The sequence below is a fragment of the Oleidesulfovibrio sp. genome (genome assembly GCF_047973035.1).
In the GTDB taxonomy this organism is placed as follows: domain Bacteria; phylum Desulfobacterota; class Desulfovibrionia; order Desulfovibrionales; family Desulfovibrionaceae; genus Oleidesulfovibrio.
This window is the reverse complement of record NZ_JBKEBF010000020.1, coordinates 71,446-96,233: the sequence shown is the minus strand read 5'-3', so window position 1 is coordinate 96,233 and position 24,788 is coordinate 71,446. Positions and strand designations below refer to the sequence as shown.

The 24,788-nt window shown below is 50.7% G+C and carries 20 protein-coding genes and 1 tRNA gene; 15 read left to right on the top strand and 6 right to left on the bottom strand.

Going from position 1 to position 24,788, the window contains the following annotated elements; translation table 11 throughout:
* Positions 1-7: 7 nt before the first annotated feature.
* On the top strand, positions 8-961 hold the full coding sequence (locus tag ACK5LI_RS06370; protein WP_416947347.1) for a cation diffusion facilitator family transporter: 954 nt from the start codon (positions 8-10) through the stop codon (positions 959-961).
* 155 nt (positions 962-1,116) lie between these two features.
* Here ACK5LI_RS06370 and ACK5LI_RS06365 read toward each other — a convergent pair whose 3' ends face one another.
* The 3 genes from ACK5LI_RS06365 to ACK5LI_RS06355 all read right to left on the bottom strand — a co-directional run bounded on the left by ACK5LI_RS06365 (position 1,117) and on the right by ACK5LI_RS06355 (position 4,421).
* Entirely contained in the window at positions 1,117-1,404 is a 288-nt protein-coding gene (locus tag ACK5LI_RS06365) for an FmdB family zinc ribbon protein (protein WP_416947345.1), read from the bottom strand.
* Positions 1,405-1,566: 162 nt separating this feature from the next.
* A tRNA-Sec gene (locus tag ACK5LI_RS06360) sits at positions 1,567-1,660 on the bottom strand.
* Positions 1,661-2,012: 352 nt separating this feature from the next.
* Positions 2,013-4,421 carry a response regulator gene (locus ACK5LI_RS06355; protein ID WP_416947343.1) on the bottom strand — a complete coding sequence of 803 codons (2,409 nt, stop codon included), beginning with the start codon at positions 4,419-4,421 and terminating at the stop codon, positions 2,013-2,015.
* Between the two features lie 433 nt (positions 4,422-4,854).
* Between ACK5LI_RS06355 and ftsH the strand changes: the two genes are divergently transcribed.
* The 13 genes from ftsH to cbiB all read left to right on the top strand — a co-directional run bounded on the left by ftsH (position 4,855) and on the right by cbiB (position 19,881).
* On the top strand, positions 4,855-6,876 hold the full coding sequence (gene ftsH / locus ACK5LI_RS06350) for an ATP-dependent zinc metalloprotease FtsH (RefSeq protein WP_416947341.1): 2,022 nt from the start codon (positions 4,855-4,857) through the stop codon (positions 6,874-6,876).
* Positions 6,848-7,732 carry a dihydropteroate synthase gene (gene folP / locus ACK5LI_RS06345; protein ID WP_416947339.1) on the top strand — a complete coding sequence of 295 codons (885 nt, stop codon included), beginning with the start codon at positions 6,848-6,850 and terminating at the stop codon, positions 7,730-7,732. Before ftsH ends, folP begins: the two co-directional genes overlap by 29 nt.
* 23 nt (positions 7,733-7,755) lie before the next feature.
* Positions 7,756-8,505, top strand: coding sequence for a diadenylate cyclase CdaA (cdaA, locus tag ACK5LI_RS06340; protein WP_416947337.1), 750 nt, complete (start codon positions 7,756-7,758; stop codon positions 8,503-8,505).
* A 1-nt stretch (position 8,506) separates the two neighbouring features.
* Positions 8,507-9,409, top strand: a complete 903-nt coding sequence (locus tag ACK5LI_RS06335) for a YbbR-like domain-containing protein (protein WP_416947335.1) — start codon at positions 8,507-8,509, stop codon at positions 9,407-9,409.
* 73 nt (positions 9,410-9,482) lie between these two features.
* Complete coding sequence (gene glmM / locus ACK5LI_RS06330) at positions 9,483-10,835, top strand: phosphoglucosamine mutase (RefSeq protein ID WP_416947333.1); 1,353 nt, start codon at positions 9,483-9,485, stop codon at positions 10,833-10,835.
* Positions 10,836-10,867: 32 nt separating this feature from the next.
* Positions 10,868-11,740 (top strand): UTP--glucose-1-phosphate uridylyltransferase GalU, encoded by an 873-nt coding sequence (gene galU, locus ACK5LI_RS06325; RefSeq protein ID WP_416947331.1) that lies wholly within the window; start codon positions 10,868-10,870, stop codon positions 11,738-11,740.
* Between the two features lie 81 nt (positions 11,741-11,821).
* On the top strand, positions 11,822-14,227 hold the full coding sequence (gene priA / locus ACK5LI_RS06320; protein WP_416947329.1) for a replication restart helicase PriA: 2,406 nt from the start codon (positions 11,822-11,824) through the stop codon (positions 14,225-14,227).
* Positions 14,228-14,250: 23 nt separating this feature from the next.
* Positions 14,251-14,565: a hypothetical protein gene (locus ACK5LI_RS06315; protein WP_416947327.1), complete on the top strand. Its 315-nt coding sequence runs from the start codon at positions 14,251-14,253 to the stop codon at positions 14,563-14,565.
* Between the two features lie 136 nt (positions 14,566-14,701).
* A complete protein-coding gene (locus ACK5LI_RS06310) occupies positions 14,702-15,082 on the top strand; it encodes a response regulator (RefSeq protein ID WP_416947325.1) in 381 nt (126 codons plus the stop codon).
* A 7-nt stretch (positions 15,083-15,089) separates the two neighbouring features.
* A complete protein-coding gene (locus ACK5LI_RS06305) occupies positions 15,090-16,700 on the top strand; it encodes a response regulator (protein ID WP_416947323.1) in 1,611 nt (536 codons plus the stop codon).
* Positions 16,701-17,039: 339 nt separating this feature from the next.
* Positions 17,040-18,272: an OmpP1/FadL family transporter gene (locus tag ACK5LI_RS06300; RefSeq protein WP_416947321.1), complete on the top strand. Its 1,233-nt coding sequence runs from the start codon at positions 17,040-17,042 to the stop codon at positions 18,270-18,272.
* A 112-nt stretch (positions 18,273-18,384) separates the two neighbouring features.
* Positions 18,385-18,843: a tRNA (cytidine(34)-2'-O)-methyltransferase gene (locus ACK5LI_RS06295; protein ID WP_416947319.1), complete on the top strand. Its 459-nt coding sequence runs from the start codon at positions 18,385-18,387 to the stop codon at positions 18,841-18,843.
* Positions 18,844-18,924: 81 nt separating this feature from the next.
* Entirely contained in the window at positions 18,925-19,881 is a 957-nt protein-coding gene (gene cbiB / locus ACK5LI_RS06290; RefSeq protein ID WP_416947317.1) for an adenosylcobinamide-phosphate synthase CbiB, read from the top strand.
* A 170-nt stretch (positions 19,882-20,051) separates the two neighbouring features.
* Here the strand turns inward: cbiB and ACK5LI_RS06285 are convergent, their stop codons facing one another.
* The gene (locus ACK5LI_RS06285; RefSeq protein WP_416947315.1) at positions 20,052-21,242 is read right to left on the bottom strand and encodes an NAD(P)/FAD-dependent oxidoreductase; all 1,191 of its coding nucleotides are present in this window, start codon (positions 21,240-21,242) and stop codon (positions 20,052-20,054) included.
* A 79-nt stretch (positions 21,243-21,321) separates the two neighbouring features.
* Here ACK5LI_RS06285 and ACK5LI_RS06280 point away from each other — a divergent pair, with 79 nt between their 5' ends.
* Positions 21,322-22,311, top strand: coding sequence for a YheT family hydrolase (locus ACK5LI_RS06280; RefSeq protein ID WP_416947313.1), 990 nt, complete (start codon positions 21,322-21,324; stop codon positions 22,309-22,311).
* A gap of 76 nt (positions 22,312-22,387) precedes the next feature.
* Here ACK5LI_RS06280 and ACK5LI_RS06275 read toward each other — a convergent pair whose 3' ends face one another.
* Positions 22,388-22,759 (bottom strand): hypothetical protein, encoded by a 372-nt coding sequence (locus ACK5LI_RS06275; RefSeq protein WP_416947311.1) that lies wholly within the window; start codon positions 22,757-22,759, stop codon positions 22,388-22,390.
* A 181-nt stretch (positions 22,760-22,940) separates the two neighbouring features.
* Positions 22,941-24,782, bottom strand: a complete 1,842-nt coding sequence (typA, locus tag ACK5LI_RS06270; RefSeq protein WP_416947309.1) for a translational GTPase TypA — start codon at positions 24,780-24,782, stop codon at positions 22,941-22,943.
* Positions 24,783-24,788: the final 6 nt, after the last annotated feature.

The following is a 24,788-nucleotide window of genomic DNA, read 5'->3' as shown; positions in this document are numbered from 1 at the left end:
TTGTAGCATGCATGGCAATAGCAGCCATTCACAATATGAAACGGTATCCGCAGTCAGCCGAATTACCTGGATAGGGCTGTGGGCTAACCTGGTTCTTGCCACGATAAAAGTCGTGGCAGGCAGCATCGGTCATAGTCGGGCCGTTGTTGCAGACGGTCTTCATTCGCTTTCTGACTTGGTTACCGATATTGCAGTGCTGGTAGGAGTGCGTTTCTGGAGCGCTCCGGCGGACGAAAATCATCCGCATGGCCACCAGCGTATGGAAACTATAGTGGCAGTTTTCATCGGAGTATTGCTGGCTGCCGCGGCAGTGGGCATTGCGTGGGATGCTATAGCCACTATTGACAAAGGTCAGGAGCAGAAGCGTGGTCTGATTGCACTTGGTGCCGCGTTACTGTCCATTGTGGTTAAAGAGGTTATGTACAGGTGGACTCTGCGTGAGGGGAGGCGGTTACGCTCGTTGGCGCTGGAAGCCAACGCATGGCACCACCGGACCGATGCCCTCAGTTCCATTCCTGCTGCGTTGGCAGTGGGACTCGCCTGGTTTATTCCTTCATGGGGGCTTGCCGACCTTGTCGGGGCACTGATTGTTTCTGTTTTTATTTTGTACGCCGCATGGGGAATCTGCAGACCGGCGCTTGAAACGTTGATGGACAGAGGCGCAGATGCAGAGACTACACGGAGGCTGGAAGAAGTTGTTTGCTCCGTACAGGGCGTGAAGGATGTTCACTCCTTACGCACACGGTACCTTGGCAGCAGCTTGCAAATTGATATGCACATTCGTGTGGACGGACTTATTTCTGTGGATGCCGGGCACAATATTGCTTTGGGGGTCGAAGATGCCCTTTATGCTCTCGGACCACATATTATAGACGTGTTGGTGCACGTTGACCCTTGGATGCCGGATGAACATTCAGATGCCACAGAGTGTGAGCCTGAAGCCGAAGATCTTACACCGTAAGTCATTCTGCGATTAGTTTTTAGCATTATCTCGTGGTGAAGACGTAGGCACCTGGGCTCTGCGCAGAACCGGTTCGCTTGTCTGTCGAATTATTTTAGGGCTGGAAACAATAAAAGAACGGCCGATCAGGTAGTGATCGGCCGTTCTTTTATTGATTAGTTGCTGCCGCAGCTGCCTCCGCTGCATCCCCCGCAATTACCACCGGGTTTGCCCTTAAAGGTGGGCGTGTTTGGTGTGAATTGCATTTTGGGCCCACCTCCGCCCTTGGCAAGAGTGCCGGGCAGTCTGTTGGGGCCTGTGCCGGGAATCTGACTGGGCATGGACATCACCTTGTCCACGTTGGAGCTGCCGCAAGAAGGACAGATCACTTCGCTGAAGTTGCCACGGACAAGTTCTTCAAAACGGGAGCCGCAATCATTGCATTCAAATTCAAAAAGAGGCATCTGCAGATATCCTGTAATTATTGCTAATATAAAACAAATTAGCAGCCGCTTAACAGCCGCACCGCGATGTGGTGCTTAATGTAAGTCTTTTGCTCTCAGGGGCAACCCCTGAATGAGAAATTCATACCGGAGAGTGAGGATAAATGAGAAGCGCGAAATAAGTGGCGGAAGCGTATAGGAGTCGAACCTACCGACGACCTTTCAGCCGTCCACCGGTTTTGAAGACCGGGCGCCACACCGGTGACGATACGCTTCCGTAAAGGGGAATTCTAATTTTTGTTGCAGTAGCAAGCCCTTTGGGGTGACGGGCATGAGCTCGTCGAAGACTTGCAGTGAATGCACGCCGCTATTTACAATACTACCTCTCAAAAGTACACAATGTTTTTTACTGTGCCCTCAACTCTGAGGATTTTGACGGAATAGGAGGTAATTTTCCAGAGGATGAGAACGCTGCGCCGCAATACTGTTCGCAGCGCGGATAACAGCTTGGCAGGCGCAGGCCGCCTGCGTGCCTTTAGTTCTGCGCTTTTTTGTTACGAGATGAATCCACTGCCGTTGTCATTCGAATTCTGCAAGCAGCATGCCGTCAGTCTCGTTAGATGAATATTTTATGTCTTTGGTATGTTGCTGAAATACTTGGCAAGAGTGCTGAATACAATCCGGGCTTCTTCTATCAGCTGTTTTGTCAGTTCAGTTGCTTGTTTCTGGTCATGAACCTTCAAAGCTTCATCCAGTTGAATGGTAACTTCTTGCAAGTTAATCGCTCCAACTGTTCCTGCGGCACTTTTTAGTGTATGCGCAATGGCTTCTGCTTCATCCAGTTGTCCATCGCCAATTAATGACGTAAGGCGGGTCGGGTCTTCTTTGTGTTCTGTAAAAAAAATCGAAAGGGCACGCAGGTATCTGTCTTTTCTGTTGCCGCATCGTTTTAACCCTATCGTATGGTCAAACCCTTCAAGGCTTGCCAGCGTTAGTTGAACATCCGGAGCGGGAAACCTGTTCGGCTTTTTCGGGGCAGATACCTTAACCCACTGCAATAGTGTCGCAAAGAGCTGTTCCGGGTCAACGGGTTTAGTAATATGGTCTTTAAAGCCGGATTCCAGACTCTTTTCACGGTCACCTTTTAGCGCATGCGCAGTCATGGCAAGTATGGGGACCGATTCGTAGCCCTCAAGCTTTTGAATTTCACGTGTCGCAGTAAAGCCATCCATCTCAGGCATTTGTATGTCCATCAAAATGACATCAAACTTTTGTATTTCGCATAAATCGACAGCTTTTCTACCATTTTCAGCTAATGTGACAATCAGACCTTCATCTTGAAGCAACTCTGAAATAACCTGTTGGTTAAGCAGGTTGTCTTCAGCAATCAGCACACGTCCTCCTTCAATTGCCTTCAACACCCCTGTTTCAGTATAGGCGTTAATTTTTTCAGAAACTACACGGGTTCCAAATACATCCGTGATGGCATCAAAAAGCATTGAAGGGCTGAACGGCTTCATAATATTGCTGTCAGCCATTGATGTGTCGAATTGCTTGCCCGTTTTTGAATCCGTATTGCTGGAAATTAAAATTATTTTTGCTGAATGGGAACTGTCGTGTGAATCCCTAATGACATTGATTGCATCCGTCGGGGCGATATCTAGTGAGTGCCAGTCAATTAAGTACAGTTCGAATTTGTTGTCTTGTGTCTGAATAGTAAAAAAGTCAGCAAGGTTGTGTACAAGTGTTGGCGCCATACAAAAATACTTTAAAAGCTGGTCAAGAACCTTACTGGTTGCTCTGTGGCTACAGGCTACAAGTGTAGGCATGCCAACGAAAGCTTCCGGCAGGCGGGGCAGCGTCTCTTCTTTTCCTTCCGGTAGGCTCAGCGGCAGTTCCAGAATAAAGCGCGATCCTTTCCCAAGCTCACTTGTGGCGTGTATTGTGCCTTCCATCAGCTCTGCCAGCCGCTTGCTGATTACCAGCCCAAGGCCGGTGCCGCCGAATTTACGGGAAATGGAGGCATCAGCTTGTGTGAAAGGCTGAAAGAGCGTTGAAAGCTGCTCCTCAGACATCCCCACACCCGTATCAGTGAAGATAAAAAGCAGTACAACCTGACGACTGCTTCTGGTCTGAACCTGTACCTCAACAAATACTTCTCCCTGTTGCGTAAACTTAATTGCATTGCTTCCCAGATTGAGAAGTATCTGATTTATGCGCAATGGGTCACCGATGAGGCGCAGCGGAATGGTGTGGTCAACTGAGATAGCCAGATCAATAGCTCTTTCCTCAGCTTTAGAGCTCATCATTGTAGCCAGATTGGTTACAAGCTCATCTGTTTCAAACTCGACATTTTCAATGGTCAGCTTTCCTGCTTCAACACGTGAAAAATCGAGAATGTCGTTAATGATGCCGAGCAGAGATTTTGCAGCAGATTCAAGCTTTGTAAGGTATTCAAATTGCTTATAGGAAAGGTTGGTTCTTTTCAGCAGGTGCGCCATGCCAATGACCGCATTCATCGGGGTTCTTATTTCGTGGCTCATGTTGGCTAAAAATTCGCTTTTAGCCATGTTGGCAGCCTCTGCTTGTTTCGTTGCACGGGCCAGTTCCTGCGTTCTTTCTTCTATCTGAAGTTCAAGGTCCTGCTTTGAAAGAGTGATTGCTTCTTCATTTTTTTTCAGCCTGTCAATGCTTGTCAGCAGTGCAAAGAATCCTTCAACGTTATCCTCTTGAAACGAAGGAACATAAAGAACCTCCACCCATCCCATGCCGGAATCTGAGCGCTCCGGCAGGTTTATCTCATAATGGACGCGTTTGCCCTGCAACGCCCGTTCTGCATGGGGCAGGGCTAACTCATAAGCGGGGCGAGGCAAAATATCCGACATATGCTTGCCGATAATTTCATGCGGGGCGCGATGAAAAGCCTTGGCGTATGGCTCATTGACAAATACGTAGCGGAGGTTCCGGTCCATATATGCAATAAGTGCGGGCAGGCGGTTCAAAACTTTCAGATAGAGATGTTCGTTTTCGGTCGCCATGGGTGCTCTCCTAACTATTCAAGTCACTATACCTGTTAGGCAGGTTAGTTTGGATTATTAACAACATCATTCTGCTGATGCGCACATGATAGTGGAAAGTGTTTCAGCCTGTTGGCGAGATCGGTCCGTACTGGTCGGCTGTTCAATAGTATGCCATTCAATCGCAATGCATACGGCAACAGCGAAGTTGTCTGCGTATTGCTGTTAGTTACCGCATAAAAGAAAAGTGCGTTGTCGTGCGGGGATTTATTTTTCGTACCAAGAAGAGAGTTGACGGACGCTTCACTTTATGCGTTTTTTAGGCTCTCACGCACTCAAGTTTCGGAAAAGCCCGAAAAATGACGTTGCAGTCATTGCCAAACCGTGCTTGTGACCTTAAACTTCTTAGCTCGAAAGCAATAGTCCGTCCTGAACGGAATGGAGGTTAGTAGCGTTGAATCAGTTCTCGCGCAATTTGGTATTATGGGCTGTCATCTCTTTGTTGATGGTGGTTCTTTTTAATTTGTTCAGCCAGCCCCCCGGGCCTCAGTCTCAGATGACCTACACTGAGTTCCTTAGTAAGGTTTCTCAGGGGGAAGTCGTTCAGGTCACTATTCAAGGTGATAAACTTAAAGGGCAGACTGTAGAGGGTAATTCCTTTCAGACGTATGCTCCTAAAGATCCCGCTCTTGTTGACCGTCTGATCAAGCAGGGAGTGCAGGTTAAGGCAGAGCCGCAGGAAGAAGCACCTTGGTATATGACGCTGCTTGTTTCGTGGTTCCCCATGCTGCTGCTTATTGGCGTGTGGATTTTCTTTATGCGCCAGATGCAGGGCGGGGGAGGAAAGGCGATGTCCTTCGGCCGCTCCCGTGCACGGATGATTTCGCAGGAAGGAGCCAAGGTCACATTCGAGGATGTTGCGGGTGTTGACGAAGCCAAAGAAGAGCTTTCTGAGGTTGTAGACTTTTTGAGTAATCCCAAAAAGTTTACGCGTCTTGGCGGACGTATTCCTAAAGGTGTGCTTCTGGTTGGCCCTCCCGGCACTGGTAAGACTCTGCTTGCCCGTGCTGTTGCCGGTGAGGCTGGCGTTCCCTTCTTTTCCATTTCCGGTTCTGACTTTGTGGAAATGTTTGTGGGCGTTGGTGCTTCGCGTGTTCGTGACCTGTTTGTTCAGGGCAAGAAGAACGCGCCCTGCCTTATCTTTATCGATGAAATCGACGCTGTCGGTCGCCAGCGTGGTGCTGGTCTTGGCGGCGGGCATGATGAACGCGAGCAGACACTGAACCAGTTGCTGGTAGAGATGGACGGCTTTGAGTCCAACGAAGGTGTTATCCTGATCGCGGCTACTAACAGGCCCGATGTTCTTGACCCTGCACTGCTGCGCCCCGGGCGTTTTGACCGTCAGGTTGTAGTGCCCCGACCTGATTTACGAGGTCGTAAACGTATTCTGGAAGTGCATAGTAAACGCACCCCTCTGGGGCGTGATGTTGATCTTGAGGTTCTTGCGAAGGGTACCCCCGGCTTCTCCGGTGCTGATTTGGAAAACCTTGTGAACGAGGCAGCCCTGCAAGCTGCTAAGCAGAACAAGGACCAATTGGCTATGGCTGATTTTGAAGCAGCCAAGGATAAGCTGATGATGGGTAAGGAACGCCGTAGCCTTATTATGACCGAAGAAGAAAAGCGTAATACTGCTTACCATGAAGCAGGTCATGCTCTGGTTGCCCGTTTATTGCCGAAACTGGACCCGATACACAAAGTAACGATTATTCCCCGTGGCAGAGCCCTTGGTGTAACTGTGTCCTTGCCTGAGGGAGACCGTGTTTCTGAATCTCGGGAAGCTCTGCATAACAGGTTGGCCATGATGCTTGGTGGACGAGTCGCAGAAGAGATGATTTTTGTCGACTTTACCTCTGGCGCAGCCAGTGACATTGATAGCGTTACTAAGCTCGCACGGTATATGGTGTGTGATGTTGGTATGAGCGACGCCATCGGACCTATGAAAATAGGAGACCAGGGCGAGGAAGTGTTTATCGGCCGTGAGTGGGCTCATTCTCGCAACTACAGCGAAGAAACAGCCCGTATGGTTGATGCGGAAGTCAAGCGCCTCATTGACGAGGCTCGTGAAAAAGCACGTACTTTGCTTCAGGAGAATATTGAAGCCCTGCATCGCATCGCAGAAGCTTTGCTTGAGCGTGAAACAATTAATGCTGAAGAGCTCGACAAGTTGATTGCAGGTACGCCGCTTCTTCCTGTGCCTGAGATTAATGCAACGCAGCACGCAGGAAGCGCTCAGGGCCCTACGCCTGCTGCCTCACCTGCCGCGCCCGCATCTGGAACCGAAGCGGAAGCAGAACAGACAGCTCAGAAGCCTGCTCAGGAAGAAGACTTTCTGCTTGAGGCAGAAGAGTCTGAAGCTGCGAAAGAGCAGAATGCTGATGAAAAAGAGGATGAAACCTCTGACCGGAGGGAGAAGTAGCGTGCTTCCCCCCATCCAATGGGAGATATCGGGGGGCAGAGCCATTGGGCCTGCCCCCTTTTTTATTTTCGGTATTGTTAACGTTACGCCTGATTCGTTCTATGATGGTGGCAGGCATGATGCGTTGCAGAGTGCTGTTGACCACGGCATGCGGCTTGCCGCTGAAGGTGCGCACGTGCTGGACATCGGCGGAGAATCTTCGCGCCCTTATGCTCCCCCTGTTTCTCTTGAGCAGGAACTGGAGCGGGTTGTGCCAGTGGTGCAGGCGCTCGCAGGCAAAAGGGCTGATAACGGGCTTCCGTGGGCGTTGTCCGTAGATACTTACAAGGCCGGAACCGCAGCTGCCGTATTGGCTGCCGGTGCGGAAATTATCAATGATATCTCGGCGTGTGCATTCGATCCGGAGCTGAAAGACGTTTTGGCTCAATACAAGCCTGGCTATATTTTAATGCACAGCCTCGGGCGTCCTGAAAACATGCAGAACGCGCCGGCGTATTCTGATGTGGTTGAGGAAATTCTGGACTTTTTCGAGAAAAAGCTGGAAGAATTAATCGGGGCCGGAGTTCCCGAAGAACGTATTGTTCTGGACCCCGGCATCGGGTTTGGTAAACTATTGGAACATAATCTGGCTATCCTTAAAGGGATGCCGCGCTTTTTAGAGCTGGGACGCCCTGTAATGGGGGCGTTATCTAATAAGTCCATGTTCGGTCAGCTGTTAGGCCTTGACGCAGGAGAACGGCAGACAGCCACACAGGTGACGACGGCACTGATTGCCGCCAAGGGAGCGCGATTCCATCGTGTTCATGAAGTAGTCGAAACTGTGCGGACTCTCCGGTTGGCCGAGGAGCTTTTTTAAGGAAAAAGGATTTGTGAACGATTATGGTATTGCTGGCAGATTTTAGTATTACGTGGCGTGATATTCTGGATATCACTCTCGTTTCTTTACTGCTGTATCGTGTTATTCTGATGATCAGGGGAACACGGGCTGTAACAGCAGTTTACGGGCTGATTATTCTGCTGTTTGCCTACTTCATGTCTCAGGAACTCAGCCTGTATACGCTTAACTGGCTGCTTGAAAATTTCCTTGGTTCACTTTTTCTTGTTATTATCATTCTTTTTCAGCAGGACATCCGCAATGCGCTTTCTGCAATGGGAGCGCGTAGCTTTTTTCGTCGTAAGGTAGTTGAAGAAGAATCCTTTAATGAAATAATCGGGGCAGCCCTGTATCTTGCCCAGCGCCGGATCGGCGCTCTTATAGTGATTGAAAAGAATGTGCCGCTGGGTGATATGGTCGGTCGCGGTATACGCCTGAACGCCAAGCTGACCAAAGAATTGCTTGTCACCGTCTTTTACCCCAATACCCCTTTACATGATGGTTCTGTGATTATCCGTAATAATGAAGTTGTTGCAGCAGGCTGTATTCTTCCGCTTACTCAGCGGGTGCAGGAACGACGCGACTATGGTACCCGTCACAGGGCTGCGATGGGAATTACGGAAGAGTCGGATGCCATTGCCGTAGTTGTCTCAGAGGAGAGAGGAGCGGTCTCTGTAGCCCTTGGGGGCAAGCTGACTGCAGAACTTGATGCTGCGCGCCTGAAGCGTGTGTTGCGTAAGGCGCTGGAGAAATAATATGACGCGTCGCGGTCTATATGCGCTGCTTTCTTTTCTGATCGCTTCTACTCTCTGGTTTATGGTAACCGGCCGTGAACGAGTTGAAACATGGGTCGATATGCGTATCGAGATGACCGGTATGCCTGCGGATATGGTTATTCTGAGTGGGCTGCGCAACAAAATCAGCGTGCGCATCAGCGGCCCCAAGGGACTGATTCGGGGGGTGACCGGTCGTGAATTTTCGTATCCTCTGGATTTAAGCGTGCTTAAAAAGGGTACGAATGTTATCAGCTTTGCTTCTGAAAAGATGCCCTTGAAGGGGGCGTTTCAGGTGATGGAAATTGATCCTCCCCGTCTGCAGCTTGAGGTCGATGCCCTGCTTAAACGCAGGCTTCCTGTCGTTCCTCAGCCGCAAGGAGCCTTAGCCCCAGATGTGGAAATCAGCGCGCTGATTCCGCAACCGGATACAGTTGAGATTGTAGGAGGGGAGTCGCTTGTCTCTTCTATGGAAGGTGTGGACGCCGTTGTTCGCTTTGCAAATGCTACTGCTAACAAAGTGATGGATGTGGCTGTAGCGTACACACTGCCGGAGGGAGTAGATGCTTCGCCGCGAAGCGGGCAGGTGCGCGTAGTCACCACTCTGGTGACAAATGAGCTTGCACTTAAGAGGCGGGTGTCACTGGAATTGCCTGAAGGTGTTGCGGGAAAATTGCATAACCGATATGTAAAGCTGGTTGTGCAAGTTCCCCGGTCTAAGGCAAAGGATCAGGAATATCTGAATAATATCAGAGCGGTGCTGGAAGTTCCGGAAAATATGTCTTCCGGTAAGCACGAACTGCCGTACAGAGTAGAACTGCCGGACTCCGCTATCATGGTAGAGGCGAAGCCGGAAGCGCTCTCCGTAAGCATCAGTAATAAATAACGGCCTTTATCAAGATAATATCGTATGGCATTGTCGGCATGACAACTGCTTGAGGTAGTGAGGGATTGCTTAGATGGCTACTCGTCTTTTCGGAACTGATGGCCTGCGGGGGCAGGTTAATATATACCCTATGGTTCCTGATATGGCTCTCCGTCTGGGGTTAGCCGCGGGAACTTTTTTTCGTAACGGAAATAAACGCCACCGCGTGGTGATTGGTAAAGACACCAGACTTTCCGGCTATGTGTTTGAAATGGCTCTTACTTCGGGGCTGTGCGCAGCTGGGATGGATGTTTTTCTGGTCGGGCCTCTGCCGACTCCTGCTGTTGCATTCCTGACACGTAACATGCGTGCAGACTTGGGCGTTGTAATCTCGGCATCCCATAATCCTTTCCATGATAACGGTATTAAATTCTTTGATAAAGAAGGCTTTAAACTTCCTGATTCTCAGGAAGATGCCATTACAGAGATGGTGCTGAATCTGGATCATAAGTGGGACTATCCTGAGCCGGAACGTGTAGGCAGGGCATTCAAGATTGATGACGCTCCCGGGCGTTACATTGTATATTTGAAAAACAGTTTTCCGAGCCATCTTACTCTGGATGGTATGAAGGTGGTGCTCGACTGTGCCAATGGAGCGAACTACAGGGTTGCTCCGCTGGCTCTGGAAGAGCTGGGAGCCGATGTAGTAAAAATCGCTACCAGCCCTGATGGTGTGAATATCAACCACCACTGTGGTTCATTATACCCTGAGCTTGCCTCCAGAAGAGTGCTTGAGACAGGGGCCGACATCGGCCTTGCTCTGGACGGCGACGCTGACAGACTGATTGTTGTCGACGAAAAAGGCACTGTGCTGGACGGCGATCAGATTATGGCCATTTGTGCCATGGATATGATGGAAAAAGGTCGCCTGCCCGGCAACCAGCTTGTTGCTACCGTGATGAGCAATATGGCGCTGGAAGTGTTTATGAAAGATCGTGGCGGTTCATTGCTGCGTACTGCCGTGGGCGACAGGCATGTGGTTGAGGCCATGCGCCGCACCGGTGCGACAATGGGCGGCGAACAGTCCGGTCACCTTGTCTTTATGGAGTACGGCACCACCGGAGATGGTTTGCTTGCGGCGCTGCAGTTGCTTAAAATCATGCGGGAAAAAGACAAGCCTCTTTCCGAGCTTGCAGGTCTGCTTACTCCCTTCCCTCAGCAGCTTCTCAATGTGCATGTACAGCGCAAAATTCCTTTTGAAGAATGCCCTGAAATTGGTATCGCCGTTGAAAAGGCAGAAAAAGAACTGGCCGGTCGCGGGCGGGTGTTGCTTCGTTATTCCGGTACAGAATCTGTGGCCCGCGTGATGGTAGAAGGCGAAGATGATACGCTGGTGAGCAGGCTGGCTGCTGATCTTGCGGAAACAGTTCAGCAAAGCCTGCGGTAAGATATTTTCTGCGTCAGCATAAGGAGATTGTGATGCTGGTTCGTAAAGTTGTTATTCCTGTCGCCGGTTGGGGCACCCGTTCACTGCCAGCTACAAAAAATATTCCTAAAGAAATGTTGCCTGTCTACAACAAGCCCATTGTGCAATATGTTGTGGAAGAGGCCATGCGTTCGGGTCTTACCGATGTTGTTTTTGTGACTAACCGTGACAAAACGATTATTGAAGATCATTTTGATTACAACCTACAACTGGAAAGTGTGCTGGAACGCGCCGGAAAGACGGAAATGCTGCAGCAGGTTCGTGATGTTGCTGAAATGGTCAATATCCACTCTGTCCGCCAGAAGCGTCAGCTTGGTCTGGGGCATGCTGTTCTTTGCGCCCGTGAAATTGTTCAGAATGAACCCTTTGCCGTAATGGTGGGTGACGACCTGCAATTCGGTATGGAGCCGGGCATTCAGCAGTTGATCAATGTTGCTGTAGCAGAAAGGTTGCCGGTTGTGGGCGTGATGGAAGTTCCTGCGGATAAGGTCAGTCGTTACGGCATTATTGACGGCGAAGAAATTTCGCCCGGTATCTTCCGTGTGAATGACCTTGTGGAAAAGCCTGAAATCAGCAAAGCGCCCTCGCGTCTGGCTATTGTTGGGCGCTATATCCTTACACCGGATATATTCAGGGCGCTTGAGAATGTGGAGCCCGGACACGGTGGTGAGATTCAGCTGACTGATGGTCTTAAGAGCCTTGCAAACGGACGTGGCTTGCTTGCCGTTAAAATGCGGGGTATGCGTTTTGACGCTGGCGACTGGGCAGAGTACCTTACCGCAAATATTTACTTTGCATTACAGGACGAAGAGTTGCGCGACGAACTGGTGGAACGCCTCCGGCCTCTTCTGCCATATAAATGTTGACGCTGACCGGTCTGTCTTTATGATGCTCTGCGGGTGGCTTTGCCGCCCGCTTTTCATTTTTTAACGCTTCCTTGTGTATTCATGACAGAGCAAATCAAGATCGTTGCTGTTGCGTTGATGGCGCAACCTTACTCAACGCTTCATTACCAGTTGCCGCACTGGTTGCCTGATGCCGTCTGGCAGGTGGGTGTGCGCGTTGCTGTGCCTCTGGGGGCACGTGGAACGCTACGTGCGGGCATAATCACGCAACGTGATTGTCCGTCTGATGTCGTGCCCGAAGGGGTGGAACTGAAGTCTGTACTGTGGCCGTTGGAACAGCAGCCTCTTGTAGGCGGCGATTATCTGGAAATGGTTCGCCAGCTTGCTTTGCGGCAGATGGTTTCAACAGGTCATATTCTCGGGATACTGCTTCCCTCTGGACTGCGAAGTGCGGCTGTCCGCCTGCGAGTGCGTGCTGGCGGTAAGCCCAGGACCCTGCGCTTGCGCGATATTTTGAAAATGGCTGACTCGGAACGGGCTGTTCTGGCCTCTCATTGGATGTCAGGAAGAGTAGAGGTGCTGGAACCGGAGACTGACGAGGCGGAAAACGATATCTGTCATGTTACTCAGGATCCCCCGTGGCCTGTCCGCCCTGCTGCCAAAAAGCAGATAGAGTTGCTGGAATATCTATGGGAGAACGGCCCGCTTTCCCGCAGGCGGCTGGTGCATGATCTTGGTACCTCAGCGCAGACTCCTCTGGTTACTCTGGCAGAGCGCGGTCTTGTCCATGTAGGCCCGCTAGAAGCAGAAGCAGCTGCGGAGTGTGCATGCGGAATTGATACCGAGTGTCACGCCGCCGTGCTTGAAAATACTCTTTTCGAGCTGACAGAGCCGCAAAAAGAAGCTTTGGCGCAATGCACTGCCGCAGTGGAATCAGACAAGCCGGAAACCCGTCTGCTGTTTGGCATTACCGGTAGCGGAAAGACAGCCGTATACCTTGAGCTTGCCCGTGCCTGTATAGAGCAGGGGCTTTCCGTCATGTTGCTGGCTCCTGAAGTTGCGCTGGCTTGTAAGCTGTACCGTGACGTGCAGACCCGTTTTCCGGGGATTCCGGTTGTGCTGTATCATGGGTATCAACCTGCGCAGGAGCGGGAGCAGGCGTTTTTAAACCTTGCTGCAGAGGCCAGAAAGGGCGGTAATACGCTGATCATCGGTACCCGTTCCGCTTTATTTTTGCCAGTAGCGCGACTCGGAGTGGTCGTGCTGGACGAAGAGCATGATGCTTCCTTTAAACAGGATGAACGCCTTTCATACCAGGCCAAGGAAGTTGCATGGTTCAGAGTGGCGCAGCATAAGGGCGCGCTGGTGCTGGGGTCTGCAACGCCGGATGTAAAAACGTTCCACGCGGTCCGTGAAGGGCATATGCCCGGCATAGTGCTTAACGAGCGAGTCGGCGGCGGCACATTGCCCACTGTTGAACTTGTGGATATCAAGGATCATTCTGCATCCGAAAGTATTCTTGCCCCGCAGACGTTAGCCCGTATCAAGGAAACTGTGCAAAAGGGAGAGCAGGCCGTCATTCTGTTGAACCGCCGTGGCTATGCCCCTCTGATGTATTGCCTTGATTGCGGAACCGTAGCACGTTGCCCCAGTTGCGAAATAGGGTTGACCTATCATAAAGGCCGCGAACGGCTTGTTTGTCATTACTGCGGGCATTCTGTGCCGTTCCCTTCGCCTTGCAGTAAATGCAAGGGCGTGCACTATCTGCCGATGGGCGAGGGCACCGAGAAGATGGAAGAAACGCTTTCCACTTTGCTGCCGCACGGCAAAAAGGTGCTGCGTCTGGACAGAGACAGTGTTCGCAGGCCGGGAAGAATGGAAGAAATACTTGCAGCTTTTGCAAGAGAAGAATCCAATATTCTTGTGGGCACCCAGATGCTTTCCAAGGGACACCATTTTCCGTCTGTAACTTTGGCTGTTGTTGCAGATGGCGACATCGGCCTGAATATGCCTGACTACCGTGCGACTGAAAGAACGTTTCAGTTGCTGGTTCAGGCCGCAGGCCGCGCCGGCAGAGGAGAGCGCCCCGGCAACGTGTTGATTCAGACCCGCGATCCGAAGCATTACTGCTGGGATTTTATACGTGACTGCGATTATGAAGGTTTTTTTGAAAGAGAACTTGATGCCCGGAGAAAACGCAGGTATCCGCCTTTTGTCAAACTTGCTTTAATCAGGCTGAGTTATCCTGTGGACTGGCTGCAAGGTCAGGAGAGGGTCAATGCTCTGGCTATGTCTGCCAGAGCTTCCGGACGGGAGCTTGGAGTAAGTGTTCTGGGGCCTGCACCGGCTCCACTACCTATATTGCGAGGACGCAGGCGCTTTCAATGTCTTCTGAAATCTGCGGAATGGAAAGAAATTCGAATGCTGTTCCATGCGGCAAAACAGGCGGTTCCCGCTTCTTCAAAGCTACGCCTCAGTCTGGATCTTGACCCTGTGAATATGTTGTAATTCTATATAAAGAGGAAAGCTCGATGATTTATACAGTATCAAAGTGTGTTGAATGTCCGATGCAGTTTGCAGGTGAAACTCCTGTCTGTCAGGCTGATGTGCAGGCGAAGAGGGAAATTCCTGCTGATGTGGAGAACAGGCCGGAATGGTGTCCGCTTAATCAGAGTTCCTTTGCTGTAGATGATCGTGAGTGTGCTGTTTGTCCTTTCCATCATCGTCAGGAAATGCGCCGCTGCTCAGTTGCAACACCGCGTTTTCGCCCGATGGCGGAAGAGGAAGTCCGCCCTTCATGGTGCGTATTGCGAAGAGAGCGCTTTATAATCAAGCTGCCTCGTTAACTTTATTAAGTACGTTGCCACTTGTAGTATAGTCGGGTATTATTCTCGCAGGATTAGGTATAAAAGAACCCATGCGGTGTATGCGTAGTGCATTAAGCTGACGTTTCGCGCTTGTAGCTGAGAGGGTTGGGTCCACATGTTGTATGAGTCAATCACTGTTCTAGTTGTCGATGACGAAGAAATGGTGCGCGAAAACCTGGAAGTCTATCTGGAAGATGAGGGATTTCAGGTGGTAACTGCCGGCAGCGGTGAAGAGGCTGTTGCCCTGCTGGCCACAGTGACACCGGATGTAGGTATTATCGACATGCGCCTGCCCGGCATTAGCGGCAACGACTTTATCATAAAAGCACATTCTATTAATCCTGCCCTCAAGTATCTCATCCATACCGGCTCCACAAATTACAAGCTTCCTGTCGAGTTGATGAATATCGGCGTGACTCACGATGATATCTACATCAAGCCTTTGCAGAATATGGATATGCTTGTTAAGGGAATCGAGCGCCTGCTTGCCAAGTGAGTATGGAATGGATGCTGAAGCCCCTCTGAAGATTTTAATTATTGACGATGACTCTGCCATCCGGCGGAGTCTTTCCTCTTTTTTTGAAGACGAAGGCTATATGGTTCTGCTGGCCGAGGATGGTCAGCAGGGGATAGACGCCGCTTTGTCCAGCCTTCCCGATGTAATCCTTGTGGATCTGCGTATGCCGGGGATTAGTGGCATTTCTGCACTTAAAGTTTTTGCAGAAAAACTGCCAGATACCCCCGCCATAGCTGTTTCCGGCGTTGGCGTGCTGGAAGATGCTTTAGACGCTGTCCGTAACGGGGCCTGGGATTACGTTGCAAAGCCGATTCTGGATTTCAGCAAGTTGAGGAAAACTGTTGCTGATGCCTGCTCGCGGGCTCGAATGCTGCGCCACAATAAAGGCTATCATGAGCATCTTGAGCGCGAGGTTGCAAACAGAACCAGAGAGCTGGCTCAGGCCAAGGAAGAGGCCGAGCTGGCCAGCACGGCAAAAAGTCAGTTTCTTGCAAATATCAGCCATGAATTGCGCACACCGCTTAACGGGATTATCGGGCTTACTGATTTACTGCTGACAGCTCCCGACAGTGCTGACGGGCGTGAGTACCTAGAGATGGTTAAGCAGGCCGGTCAGGAACTGCTTGCTATTGTTAACAACCTTCTGGATATGTCCAGTATAGAGGTTTCCCGCCTTGTTTTGCGGGAGGCGCCTTTCTCTTTGCGCAAGTGCGTAGGGGAAGTTAAGCGCATTCTGGAAGTGCAGGCCCGCTGGAAGAACCTTGGCTTCACTATCTATTTTGATGGCGATGTGCCTGACCAATTTGTAGGTGATTCCGGCAGGTTGAAGCAGATACTGAACAATCTGTTGGTCAATGCGATCAAATATACCGATAAAGGTGAAGTTTCTTTGCGAGTTGCTGCTGGCGGCAATGCTGCAGACGAAGGCTCCTTTGAGGTGTGCTTTTATGTGCAGGATACGGGAGTAGGTATTGCTCCTGAAAAATACGATGTTATTTTTGAGCCTTTTGTGCTTGGCGAAAGCTTTATGACGAAAAAAAATGGTGGTGCCGGTCTGGGGCTTGCCATTTCACGGGAGCTTGCGCGTAAGATGGGAGGCGATGTGCGGGTCAGCTGTCTTGCCACAGGGGGCAGCTTGTTTGAGTGCAGAGTGCTTTTGCAAGCAGGAGGCCAGTCCTCCGCCAAAGCTGCTGCGACTGTGGGGGCGTTGAAGCAGGCAGAAAGGCCGCTGCGCATACTTGTTGCCGAAGATGACATAATCAACCGCAAGCTTGCCGTATTTTTCTTTGAGCGGCTGGGGCACGCCATCCGTGCAGAACAAACGGGAATTGGTGCACTACAGGCTTTGGCTCAAGAATCTTTCGATCTGGTGCTTATGGATGTGCAGATGCCGGAGATGGACGGGATAGAGGCAACCCGGGCCATCAGAAATTCAGTTGGCGGCAGAATTCCACATGCTATTCCAATTATTGCAATGACAGCTCACGCCATGAAAGGTGATAAGGAACGCTTTCTTGCTGCAGGCATGGATGCTTATATTTCCAAGCCGGTAGACTTTCCCAAGCTTATTGAGATTATCAATCGACTTGTAAAGTGAAGTGACACTGCATTGTAGTGCACATGATGCAACACTTTGAATCTTTTTATTTCCTTCATAATCCGTATTTTTAAAGTATAATAAGCTGTATTATCCGCAAATTATGCTTTCCGCCCTGTTGTGTTGCGCTGTTCGTAATCAGTTGCATTTTTCCGCTTTCTTACGTAAATCCCCTCTGATGTTCTAGAGGAGCTGGCATGCAGTAAGGCCACCTGTTCAAGGTGGTTTGCGAGGGAATTCTTGCTGTGATGCTTTTTTTGCCGTGCGAGGGGAATCAACGGCGGGGCTTTTTTTGTGCTCTGCCGGAATTCCAGCGGCGTTACTTTGTAAGGGGGAATAATGAAGCGACATTTTCTCACTCTTGCTCTTGGCCTGTGTCTGCTGCTGGCCGGAGCACAATCTGCTATGGCTTCCGGTTTTGCTCTGTATGAGTGGAGTGCCCGTGGTAATGCTCTTGGTGGTACCCTTGTGGGCCGTGCTGACGATGCTTCTGCCATCGCCTTTAACCCTGCCGGTATTACTCAGCTGGAAGGTACCCACATTCAGGCTGGTTTCAGCGCCATTCGCCCCATGGCGGAGCTTAGCATCGGCAATGAAACAACCAAAGGCGCTGACAATACCTGGTTGCCGCCTCATGCTTATGTAACTCATAAGCTGAATGACAAATGGTCGATTGGTGCCGGTGTATTCTCCCGTTTTGGTCTTGGTACTGAATATGAAGAAGACCATTGGCCCGGAAGCCAGAATATTTATTACGCTGCTATCCAGACCGTCTCTTTCGCTCCTACCATTGCCTACAAGATCAGCGACACGCTTTCCATTGGCGGTGGTATTGAGTTCATGCACGTCAGCCTTGAGATGAAAAAAGACAAGTTCTTTGGTCCGCAAGGCATGCGTGATGCTACTCTTGATGCTGAAGGTGACGGCGTAGGTTTTCATGCAGGTCTGCACTGGAAGCCCAATGACCAGTGGCGCGTTGGTTTGTCGTACAGAAGCCAGATTGAAATCGGCGCTTCCGGTACCCAGAAGTTTGATCCGGCAGTAAACCTTGGCTTTGGTCCGGTTTCCTCCTTGAGTGCAAGCGGAACTGTTGTTCTGCCTGACATGATTGCTGCTGGTATCACTTATTACCCCATGCAGAATCTGAGCATTGAAGTAGCTGCCATGATGACTCGCTGGAGCACCTACAACGAGTTTCGGGTGACAAGCAACGACTTGCCCGGTGACGGCGTGCTGTTAGACGATAAAAAAGACTGGAACGATGTAATGCGTTACAGCGTTGGTGTTGAATACGGCTTTAACGAGTGGCTTGATTTGCGCGCAGGTTATGTGTTTGACGAATCGCCTGTTGAAGCAAAGTACGCAGACTACATCGTACCCGGTAATGATCGTCACCTCTTTAACGTGGGTGCCGGCTTTAAATGGAACCGCTGGACTGCTGACGTATCGTACACCTACCTGTGGATGAAAGGACGTGACTTTGCTGAAAGTGAAGCCGTTGCAGCCACCAGAGGTTCTGCTCACGACAGCTACGCCCATATCTACGGCATTACTGTAGGTTACCAGTTCTAAGCTGTTTTCTGGATAGCATTTCCGGTGCGCCCCTCGCGCCAGCGGCAGCTTTTCCTTGATTCTCTGGCCGGTTCAGGTATGTCCTGAACCGGCCTTTTTTATGGGAGAGTTTATGCATATTGTTTTGTTCCAGCCGGAAATACCGCCGAATACTGGTAATGTTGCCAGATTGTGTGCGGCAACTAAAACGACGCTGCATCTGATAGAACCGCTTGGCTTCAACATTGATGACAAACACGTTAAGCGTGCCGGTCTTGATTACTGGCCGCATGTTGATCTGCATGTGTGGCCGGGGTGGTACGCTTTTATGAGAGAAGTCGGCAGCCATGTGCGTCTTGTTCTCACCAGTGCTCGTGCCGGGACAGCTATTCAGGATTTTGCTTTTAGTTCAGGCGATGCTCTGGTGCTCGGGCCTGAGAGTCGAGGTCTGCCGGCGGATATGGTTGCTGAGCATGAACATGTGGTTCGCATTCCCATCTGGGGTGAAGTCCGTAGCCTGAATATGTCGACAGCAGCAGGTATCGTGTTGTATCAGGCACTTGCAAATGCCGGAGAGTTAACAGGACGTTAGGCGGAGAAGGGCAGATTTCGCTCTGTACTTTTTTGACGGGCTGCTCTGGCAGTAAAAATACCAACTACAGGGAGCACTCTTATGGACTGGTGGATGATGTTGTTACCTTTTGCTGCTGTTGTGCTGGATTTGCTGTTGGGAGACCCGCGCTCTTTGCCTCATCCTGTGCAGGCTGTAGGAAAAATAGCTGACTTTGTCGAAAAGCGTTTTCGGGCTTTCGGGGCAACAAAGAGAAACGGCTCACTGGCACTTTGTATTGTCATTTTAGTCACCGGTGGTGTGGTCGGGGCTGGAGTCTCTCTTCCCTTTCTAGGGGCTGTTCTCTCTCTTTATTTTGCATACTCCGGCCTTGCGCTGGGTAGCCTGCTGAAAGAAGGTGATTCTGCTTTATCCGCAGTGCAATACGGCACCATTGAAGAGGCCCGCCAAGCTGTAGGGATGCTGGTCAGCCGTGATACCTCTGATATGAATCGTGACGATTTGTATCGTTCACTTGCGGAAAGCATCAGCGAAAATAGCAATGATGGTTTTGTTGCTCCGTTCTTTTATCTTGCATTAGGCGGCCCTGTCCTGCTTTGGGTGTATAAGGCTGTCAGCACTCTTGATTCCATGTGGGGATATAAGAATGAACGCTGGGCAAATTTCGGCTATGCTGCTGCCCGCCTCGATGATGTCTTTGCTTACCTTCCGGCTCGGTTGTCTGCATTTTTCATGTTGGTGGCTGCACGCCTGATGCTTATTCCAACCGCTTTCGACATGCGCGGTACATGGAATCGTACTACAGAAGATGCCAAGTTGATGGACAGCCCTAATGCAGGTTGGCCCATGGCAATGGCTGCCTGGATAGTTTCCCGCAGAATGGGGGGAATTACTAAGTATGACGGAGTTGCCGTGAACAAACCTCTTCTCGGCCCTGTAACAGGCACATGGGACGCAGATGACATCCGTCTGTTGCTCAAGCTGGTGCGTATCAGTTGCGTACTGGGCGCATGGGTGTTGTGGCTGCTGGCTCTGTGGATTCAAGCCGCTATCTGGTGATTTTTATGCTGAATTAAAAAAGCGATGCTGCCGTCTGCAAGCATCGCTTTTTTTGTTGTGAATTATTCTGTCGTGTTCTGGAAGGGAGGTCGTCAGCTGTTACGCCTCTCAGCACGAGCGGTTTTATATTTGTGCAACACCTATCAGGCGGTTGCAGGCTTACGCAACATTTACAAGTTTTCTGGCGTAATACTTTTTAAGGCTAATCCGGCGGCTCGTCCGGATGCCCATGCCCACTGCAGATTGTAACCGCCCAGCTGACCTGTGACGTCCAGAACTTCTCCTGTAAAATAAAGTCGCTTCCGGAGCTTGCTTTCCATTGTTTTTGACGAAATGTCAGTGGTGCTTATGCCGCCACATGCCGCTTCAGCTTTGTGCATACCCTCAGTACGGTCTGGTACGACAGTGTGCTTGTGAACCGCATCAACAATATGTTCGATTGATGCGCGTGAAAGCTCGGCTATGTTCATTTCAAGCAGAGGCTCAAAGCCCGTCAGCAGGCGGTACATAAGCCTGTCGGGCAACAACTTGCTGAGCAGGTTGCGGACTTTTCCTTTGCCTCCTTGCCGTAACAAGCCTTCGACATCTTCGGCAGGCAGAAAATTGATTTCTATCGGCAGTCGGGGGTGCCAGTAGTTTGAAATTTGCAGGGTGGCCGGTCCGCTGATGCCTTTATGAGTAAATAGCAACGCTTCGCAAAACGTTTTCCCTTGGCAGCTGATAGCTACAGGCAAGGAAATGCCGCTTAGGCCATGCAGCGGCCACGACGAGTGCATGACAAATGGCACAAGGGCAGGGCGGAAAGGAATAACGTTGTGCCCGAACTGCTTTGCAATGCGGGCGCCGATATCCGTTGCTCCTATTTGCGGCCATGAAGGCCCGCCTGTTGCCACAACAAGTGCACGGGCGCTATAGGTGCCGCCGGAGCTTACAACTTCAAAAAAAGGTTCGCGCCAGCGTACTTCTTCAATACTTTTGCCATAGTGTATGCGGCAGCCTGATGCGAGGCAGTCTCCAAGCAGTATGTCTACAACGTCAGAGGCACTGCGTGTGCAGAACAGACGTCCTTCTTCCCGCTCTTCATAAGGAATGCCTTGTTCGGCAAGCTTTGAAATTGTATCCCATTGGGTGCAGCGGGCCAGCGCTGATTTGCAGAAATGCGGGTTCTGGCTGATGAAGTTGGCAGGTGTGACTTCCATGTTGGTGAAGTTGCATTTGCCACCACCGGAGACAAGAATTTTCCTTCCGGCCTTTTCTTCGCCTTCAATCAGCGTTACGGAATGTCCACCGGCTGTTGCAAGTGCGGCACATGTCAGGCCGGAAGCTCCGGCACCAAGAATAAGTATATCGCTTTTGATCATAAAAATGGCTCTGTGACAGATTGAGAACGCAGACCTAGCCTGTTCGGGCTTGTTTGTCACCCCGCCGAAAGAGAGAAAAATGCCTGTTTTACCTGTTCCAACTTATCGGATGAGAGGACTGCTGGGCAATGGTCATGTTCAGACTATTCTGCCCGCACTATGCAGACCCATGCCCCAAGTTGTTTATCAGCGCGAGCGCCTTGAAACTTCTGATGGTGATTTTCTTGATGTGGATTTTGCGTATGCGATGAATTGCTCCGCCCGGTGCAGAAGCAGCAAAGTTGCCGTTGTTTCGCATGGTCTGGAAGGACATTCGCACCGTCGCTACGTCCGCGGCATGGCACGTGTTCTTAATGAACAGGGTTGGGATGTTGCTGCATGGAATTTCAGAGGATGCAGCGGAACACCAAACCGTATGGCGCGAATGTACCACAGTGGAGATACGCAGGACCTGCAGACAGTTGTAAGCCGGTGCGACTCATACGGATATGAAACGATAGCTCTGATAGGTGTAAGCATGGGCGGTAACCAGATTTTAAAATATCTGGGAGAAGCTCCGGAGCTTGTGCCTTCGGCAGTGGTGGCGGCCTGTGTTTTTTCTGTACCGTGCGATCTTACAGGAGCTGCGGTAGAGTTGGCAAAGCCGGAAAATGCGGTCTACATGCGGTATTTTATGCGCTCGTTAAAGGAAAAGGTGCGTGCAAAGCATGCGCGTTATCCCGACCTGATACCAGTGGATGGACTGGACTCCATGCGGTCCTTTGCTGAGTTCGACAACACATACACGGCGCCTTTGCATGGATTTTCAGATGCGCAGGACTACTGGACACGTAGTTCGTGCAAACCGTTCCTGTCCGGTATTTCGGTTCCTGTGTTGCTGGTTAATGCCTTAAACGATCCTTTCCTTTCTGCATCATGTTACCCGTACAAAGAAGCATGGCAGAACAAGTTTCTGCATCTGGAAACTCCCCATACAGGCGGGCATGTCGGTTTTATTCAGCTGAATAAAAACAACGTGTATTGGTCAGAGGAACGGGTCATACGCTTTTTTGACATGCTGGGCGTCTAACAGTACTTGCAGATTTTAGTTGCAGACGCAATGAATGCCCTTGGTTGATAACTGTGCGTGTGTACTTCTGCACAGGTCAATTGATGATGCGTTCGGGAACTTCTGCTCCCGCCAGCAATGCATCCTGATCAAGCTTGTGTGATTCGTTTACCAGATGTATGCAGCGGGTGCTGGATTCTGCAATGGTGTTCATGATTTTTCTATACCGGACGTGATCTTCTTCCGTCAGAGTGTACGCATAGCCGTTTCGTTCCAGCATGTTGAGCAGCTGCAGTGAAGCTGAGGCCATGTGTTGGTATTCTTCAATCATGGCCTGTCGCAGCGGCATATCCAGTAAGTCTTCCATACGCTTGGTGCCAAGTGCTTCACGAATGCGCCCGAGTAACTCATGTTGTTCGTCAAAGTTGCAGGCAGGCGCGCTGGTGCGGGTAGTAAGTTTGTCTGACATTGCTTTTCCTTATTGTGCTGATAGGTTGCAGGACAGGAAAAGCAAAAAACAGACCGTTCGCTTAACGCGTTGATTTAGTATCGCATTTTTTGAATGTGCTTAAGCCATGTGCCAAAAAAATAACGCGGCCCGACCTGAACAGTCGGACCGCGATTTTTTGTGCGACGAAAGGGCTGAAAGCTTATTTTTTCAGCGCGGCTTTCTTTTTAGCACCCAGCGAAGAGTGACGCTTTTGGGCCGAAAGTTCGACCTTGCGCAGCCTGATGGAGAGCGGAGTAACTTCCACCAGCTCATCCTCTTTTACAAAGTTCAGAGCATACTCAAGGGTCATGGGGCGAACGGGGGTAAGGACAACGTTTTCGTCCTTGCCGGAGGCTCGCATGTTGGTAAGCTTCTTTTCTTTGGTGGGGTTAACGTCAATGTCGTTGTCGCGGTTGTGTTCGCCCACAATCATACCTTCGTAACAGGGTACGCCGGCAGGTACGAACAGGCGTCCGCGAGGCTCAAGGTTGTACAGGCCGTATGCAACCGTGTTGCCTGCGCGGTCTGCCACAATGGAGCCGGTGTAACGGGTGGGGAACTCTCCGCGATGCGGCTCGTATCCGTCAAGGTACGAGTTCATGATACCGGTACCCTTAGTGTCAGTCAGAAACTCGTCGCGGTAGCCGATAAGGCCTCGCGAAGGTACGCTGAACTCCATACGTACGCGGCCGGTGCCGTTGTTGATCAGATTGACCATGCGGCCTTTGCGGATGGAAAGCTTTTCCGTCACAACACCCATGAAAGGCTCATCGCAGTCTACCCACAGACGCTCGATGGGTTCCAGAACAGTGCTGCCATCTTTTTTGAAGATAACTTCAGGACGGCCTACGCAAAGCTCAAAACCTTCACGACGCATTGTTTCGATGAGAATCGCCATCTGGAATTCGCCGCGACCTTTAACAATGTAGCTGTCTTTGTCTTCGGTTTCTTCCACTTTTACGGCTACGTTGCTCAAGGTTTCCTTGTACAGACGCTCACCGATTTTGCGGGATTGAACGATTTTTCCTTCACGGCCGGCCAGAGGCGAGCTGTTGATGGAAAAACGCATGGCAACAGTAGGCTCGTCTACGTGAATGCGCTTAAGCGTACGCGGATTTGCCTTGGTGCAGATGGTGTCGCCGATGGTGACATCTTCGATGCCTGCAATAACAAGAATGTCACCAGGGGTAGCGGACTGCACTTCGCTGAGAGAAAGACCATCATATACCTGCATTTTTGTGGCACGCAAGGGAAGCTTGCTGTCTTCGCCGATGCGGAGCAGCTCTTCCTTGGCCTGTGCAGTACCGTGAATGATACGGCCTACAGCCAGTCTGCCGAGGTATTCGGAGTAGGCAAGGTCAGAAACCAACATCTGGAAAGGTTCTTCAGGATTGTGTGCCGGTCCGGGGATAACTTCGATAATCGTTTCAAACAGCGGCTCAAGGCTTTCCTGAGGATCGTCAAGATTGCGCATGGCCACGCCATCTCGTCCGATGGCATAGAGAACGGGAAATTCGATTTGCTCTTCGCTGGCGTCAAGATCGATGAAGAGGTCGTAAACTTCGTTCAGTACCTCTTCAACGCGGGCGTCTTTACGGTCAATTTTGTTGATGACCACAATAACTTTCAGCCCTGCTTCCAGTGTCTTTTTAAGAACAAAACGGGTCTGGGGCAGGGGACCTTCAGATGCGTCAACGAGCAGAATGGCGCCGGTTGCCATTGAGAGAGAGCGTTCAACTTCGCCGCCGAAGTCGGCGTGGCCGGGGGTATCAATAATATTGATTTTTACCCCTTTCCAGTTCACGGCGCAGTTTTTGGCTGCAATGGTGATGCCTCGCTCACGCTCTAGGTCCATGCTGTCCATGATACGGTCCTGAACTTCCTGGTCGGAGCGGAAAAGACCGGCCTGACGAAAGAGAGCATCAACCAGAGTGGTTTTACCGTGGTCGACGTGGGCGATAATAGCTACGTTACGCAGCTGATCATTTATTACTGTGGTCACGTTTGT

Excerpts from the sequence above, each read along its gene's own strand:
- ACK5LI_RS06295 (WP_416947319.1), top strand. The coding sequence starts at position 18,385 with ATGCATATTGTTTTGTTCCAGCCGGAAATACCGCCGAATACTGGTAAT.
- ACK5LI_RS06305 (WP_416947323.1), top strand. The coding sequence starts at position 15,090 with ATGGATGCTGAAGCCCCTCTGAAGATTTTAATTATTGACGATGACTCT.
- ACK5LI_RS06300 (WP_416947321.1), top strand. The coding sequence starts at position 17,040 with ATGAAGCGACATTTTCTCACTCTTGCTCTTGGCCTGTGTCTGCTGCTG.
- ACK5LI_RS06355 (WP_416947343.1), bottom strand. The coding sequence starts at position 4,421 with ATGGCGACCGAAAACGAACATCTCTATCTGAAAGTTTTGAACCGCCTG.
- galU (WP_416947331.1), top strand. The coding sequence starts at position 10,868 with ATGCTGGTTCGTAAAGTTGTTATTCCTGTCGCCGGTTGGGGCACCCGT.
- ACK5LI_RS06370 (WP_416947347.1), top strand. The coding sequence starts at position 8 with ATGCATGGCAATAGCAGCCATTCACAATATGAAACGGTATCCGCAGTC.
- ACK5LI_RS06365 (WP_416947345.1), bottom strand. The coding sequence starts at position 1,404 with ATGCCTCTTTTTGAATTTGAATGCAATGATTGCGGCTCCCGTTTTGAA.
- ACK5LI_RS06285 (WP_416947315.1), bottom strand. The coding sequence starts at position 21,242 with ATGATCAAAAGCGATATACTTATTCTTGGTGCCGGAGCTTCCGGCCTG.
- ACK5LI_RS06335 (WP_416947335.1), top strand. The coding sequence starts at position 8,507 with ATGACGCGTCGCGGTCTATATGCGCTGCTTTCTTTTCTGATCGCTTCT.
- glmM (WP_416947333.1), top strand. The coding sequence starts at position 9,483 with ATGGCTACTCGTCTTTTCGGAACTGATGGCCTGCGGGGGCAGGTTAAT.
- ACK5LI_RS06280 (WP_416947313.1), top strand. The coding sequence starts at position 21,322 with ATGCCTGTTTTACCTGTTCCAACTTATCGGATGAGAGGACTGCTGGGC.
- ACK5LI_RS06315 (WP_416947327.1), top strand. The coding sequence starts at position 14,251 with ATGATTTATACAGTATCAAAGTGTGTTGAATGTCCGATGCAGTTTGCA.
- priA (WP_416947329.1), top strand. The coding sequence starts at position 11,822 with ATGACAGAGCAAATCAAGATCGTTGCTGTTGCGTTGATGGCGCAACCT.
- ACK5LI_RS06275 (WP_416947311.1), bottom strand. The coding sequence starts at position 22,759 with ATGTCAGACAAACTTACTACCCGCACCAGCGCGCCTGCCTGCAACTTT.
- ACK5LI_RS06310 (WP_416947325.1), top strand. The coding sequence starts at position 14,702 with ATGTTGTATGAGTCAATCACTGTTCTAGTTGTCGATGACGAAGAAATG.
- folP (WP_416947339.1), top strand. The coding sequence starts at position 6,848 with ATGAAACCTCTGACCGGAGGGAGAAGTAGCGTGCTTCCCCCCATCCAA.
- cbiB (WP_416947317.1), top strand. The coding sequence starts at position 18,925 with ATGGACTGGTGGATGATGTTGTTACCTTTTGCTGCTGTTGTGCTGGAT.
- cdaA (WP_416947337.1), top strand. The coding sequence starts at position 7,756 with ATGGTATTGCTGGCAGATTTTAGTATTACGTGGCGTGATATTCTGGAT.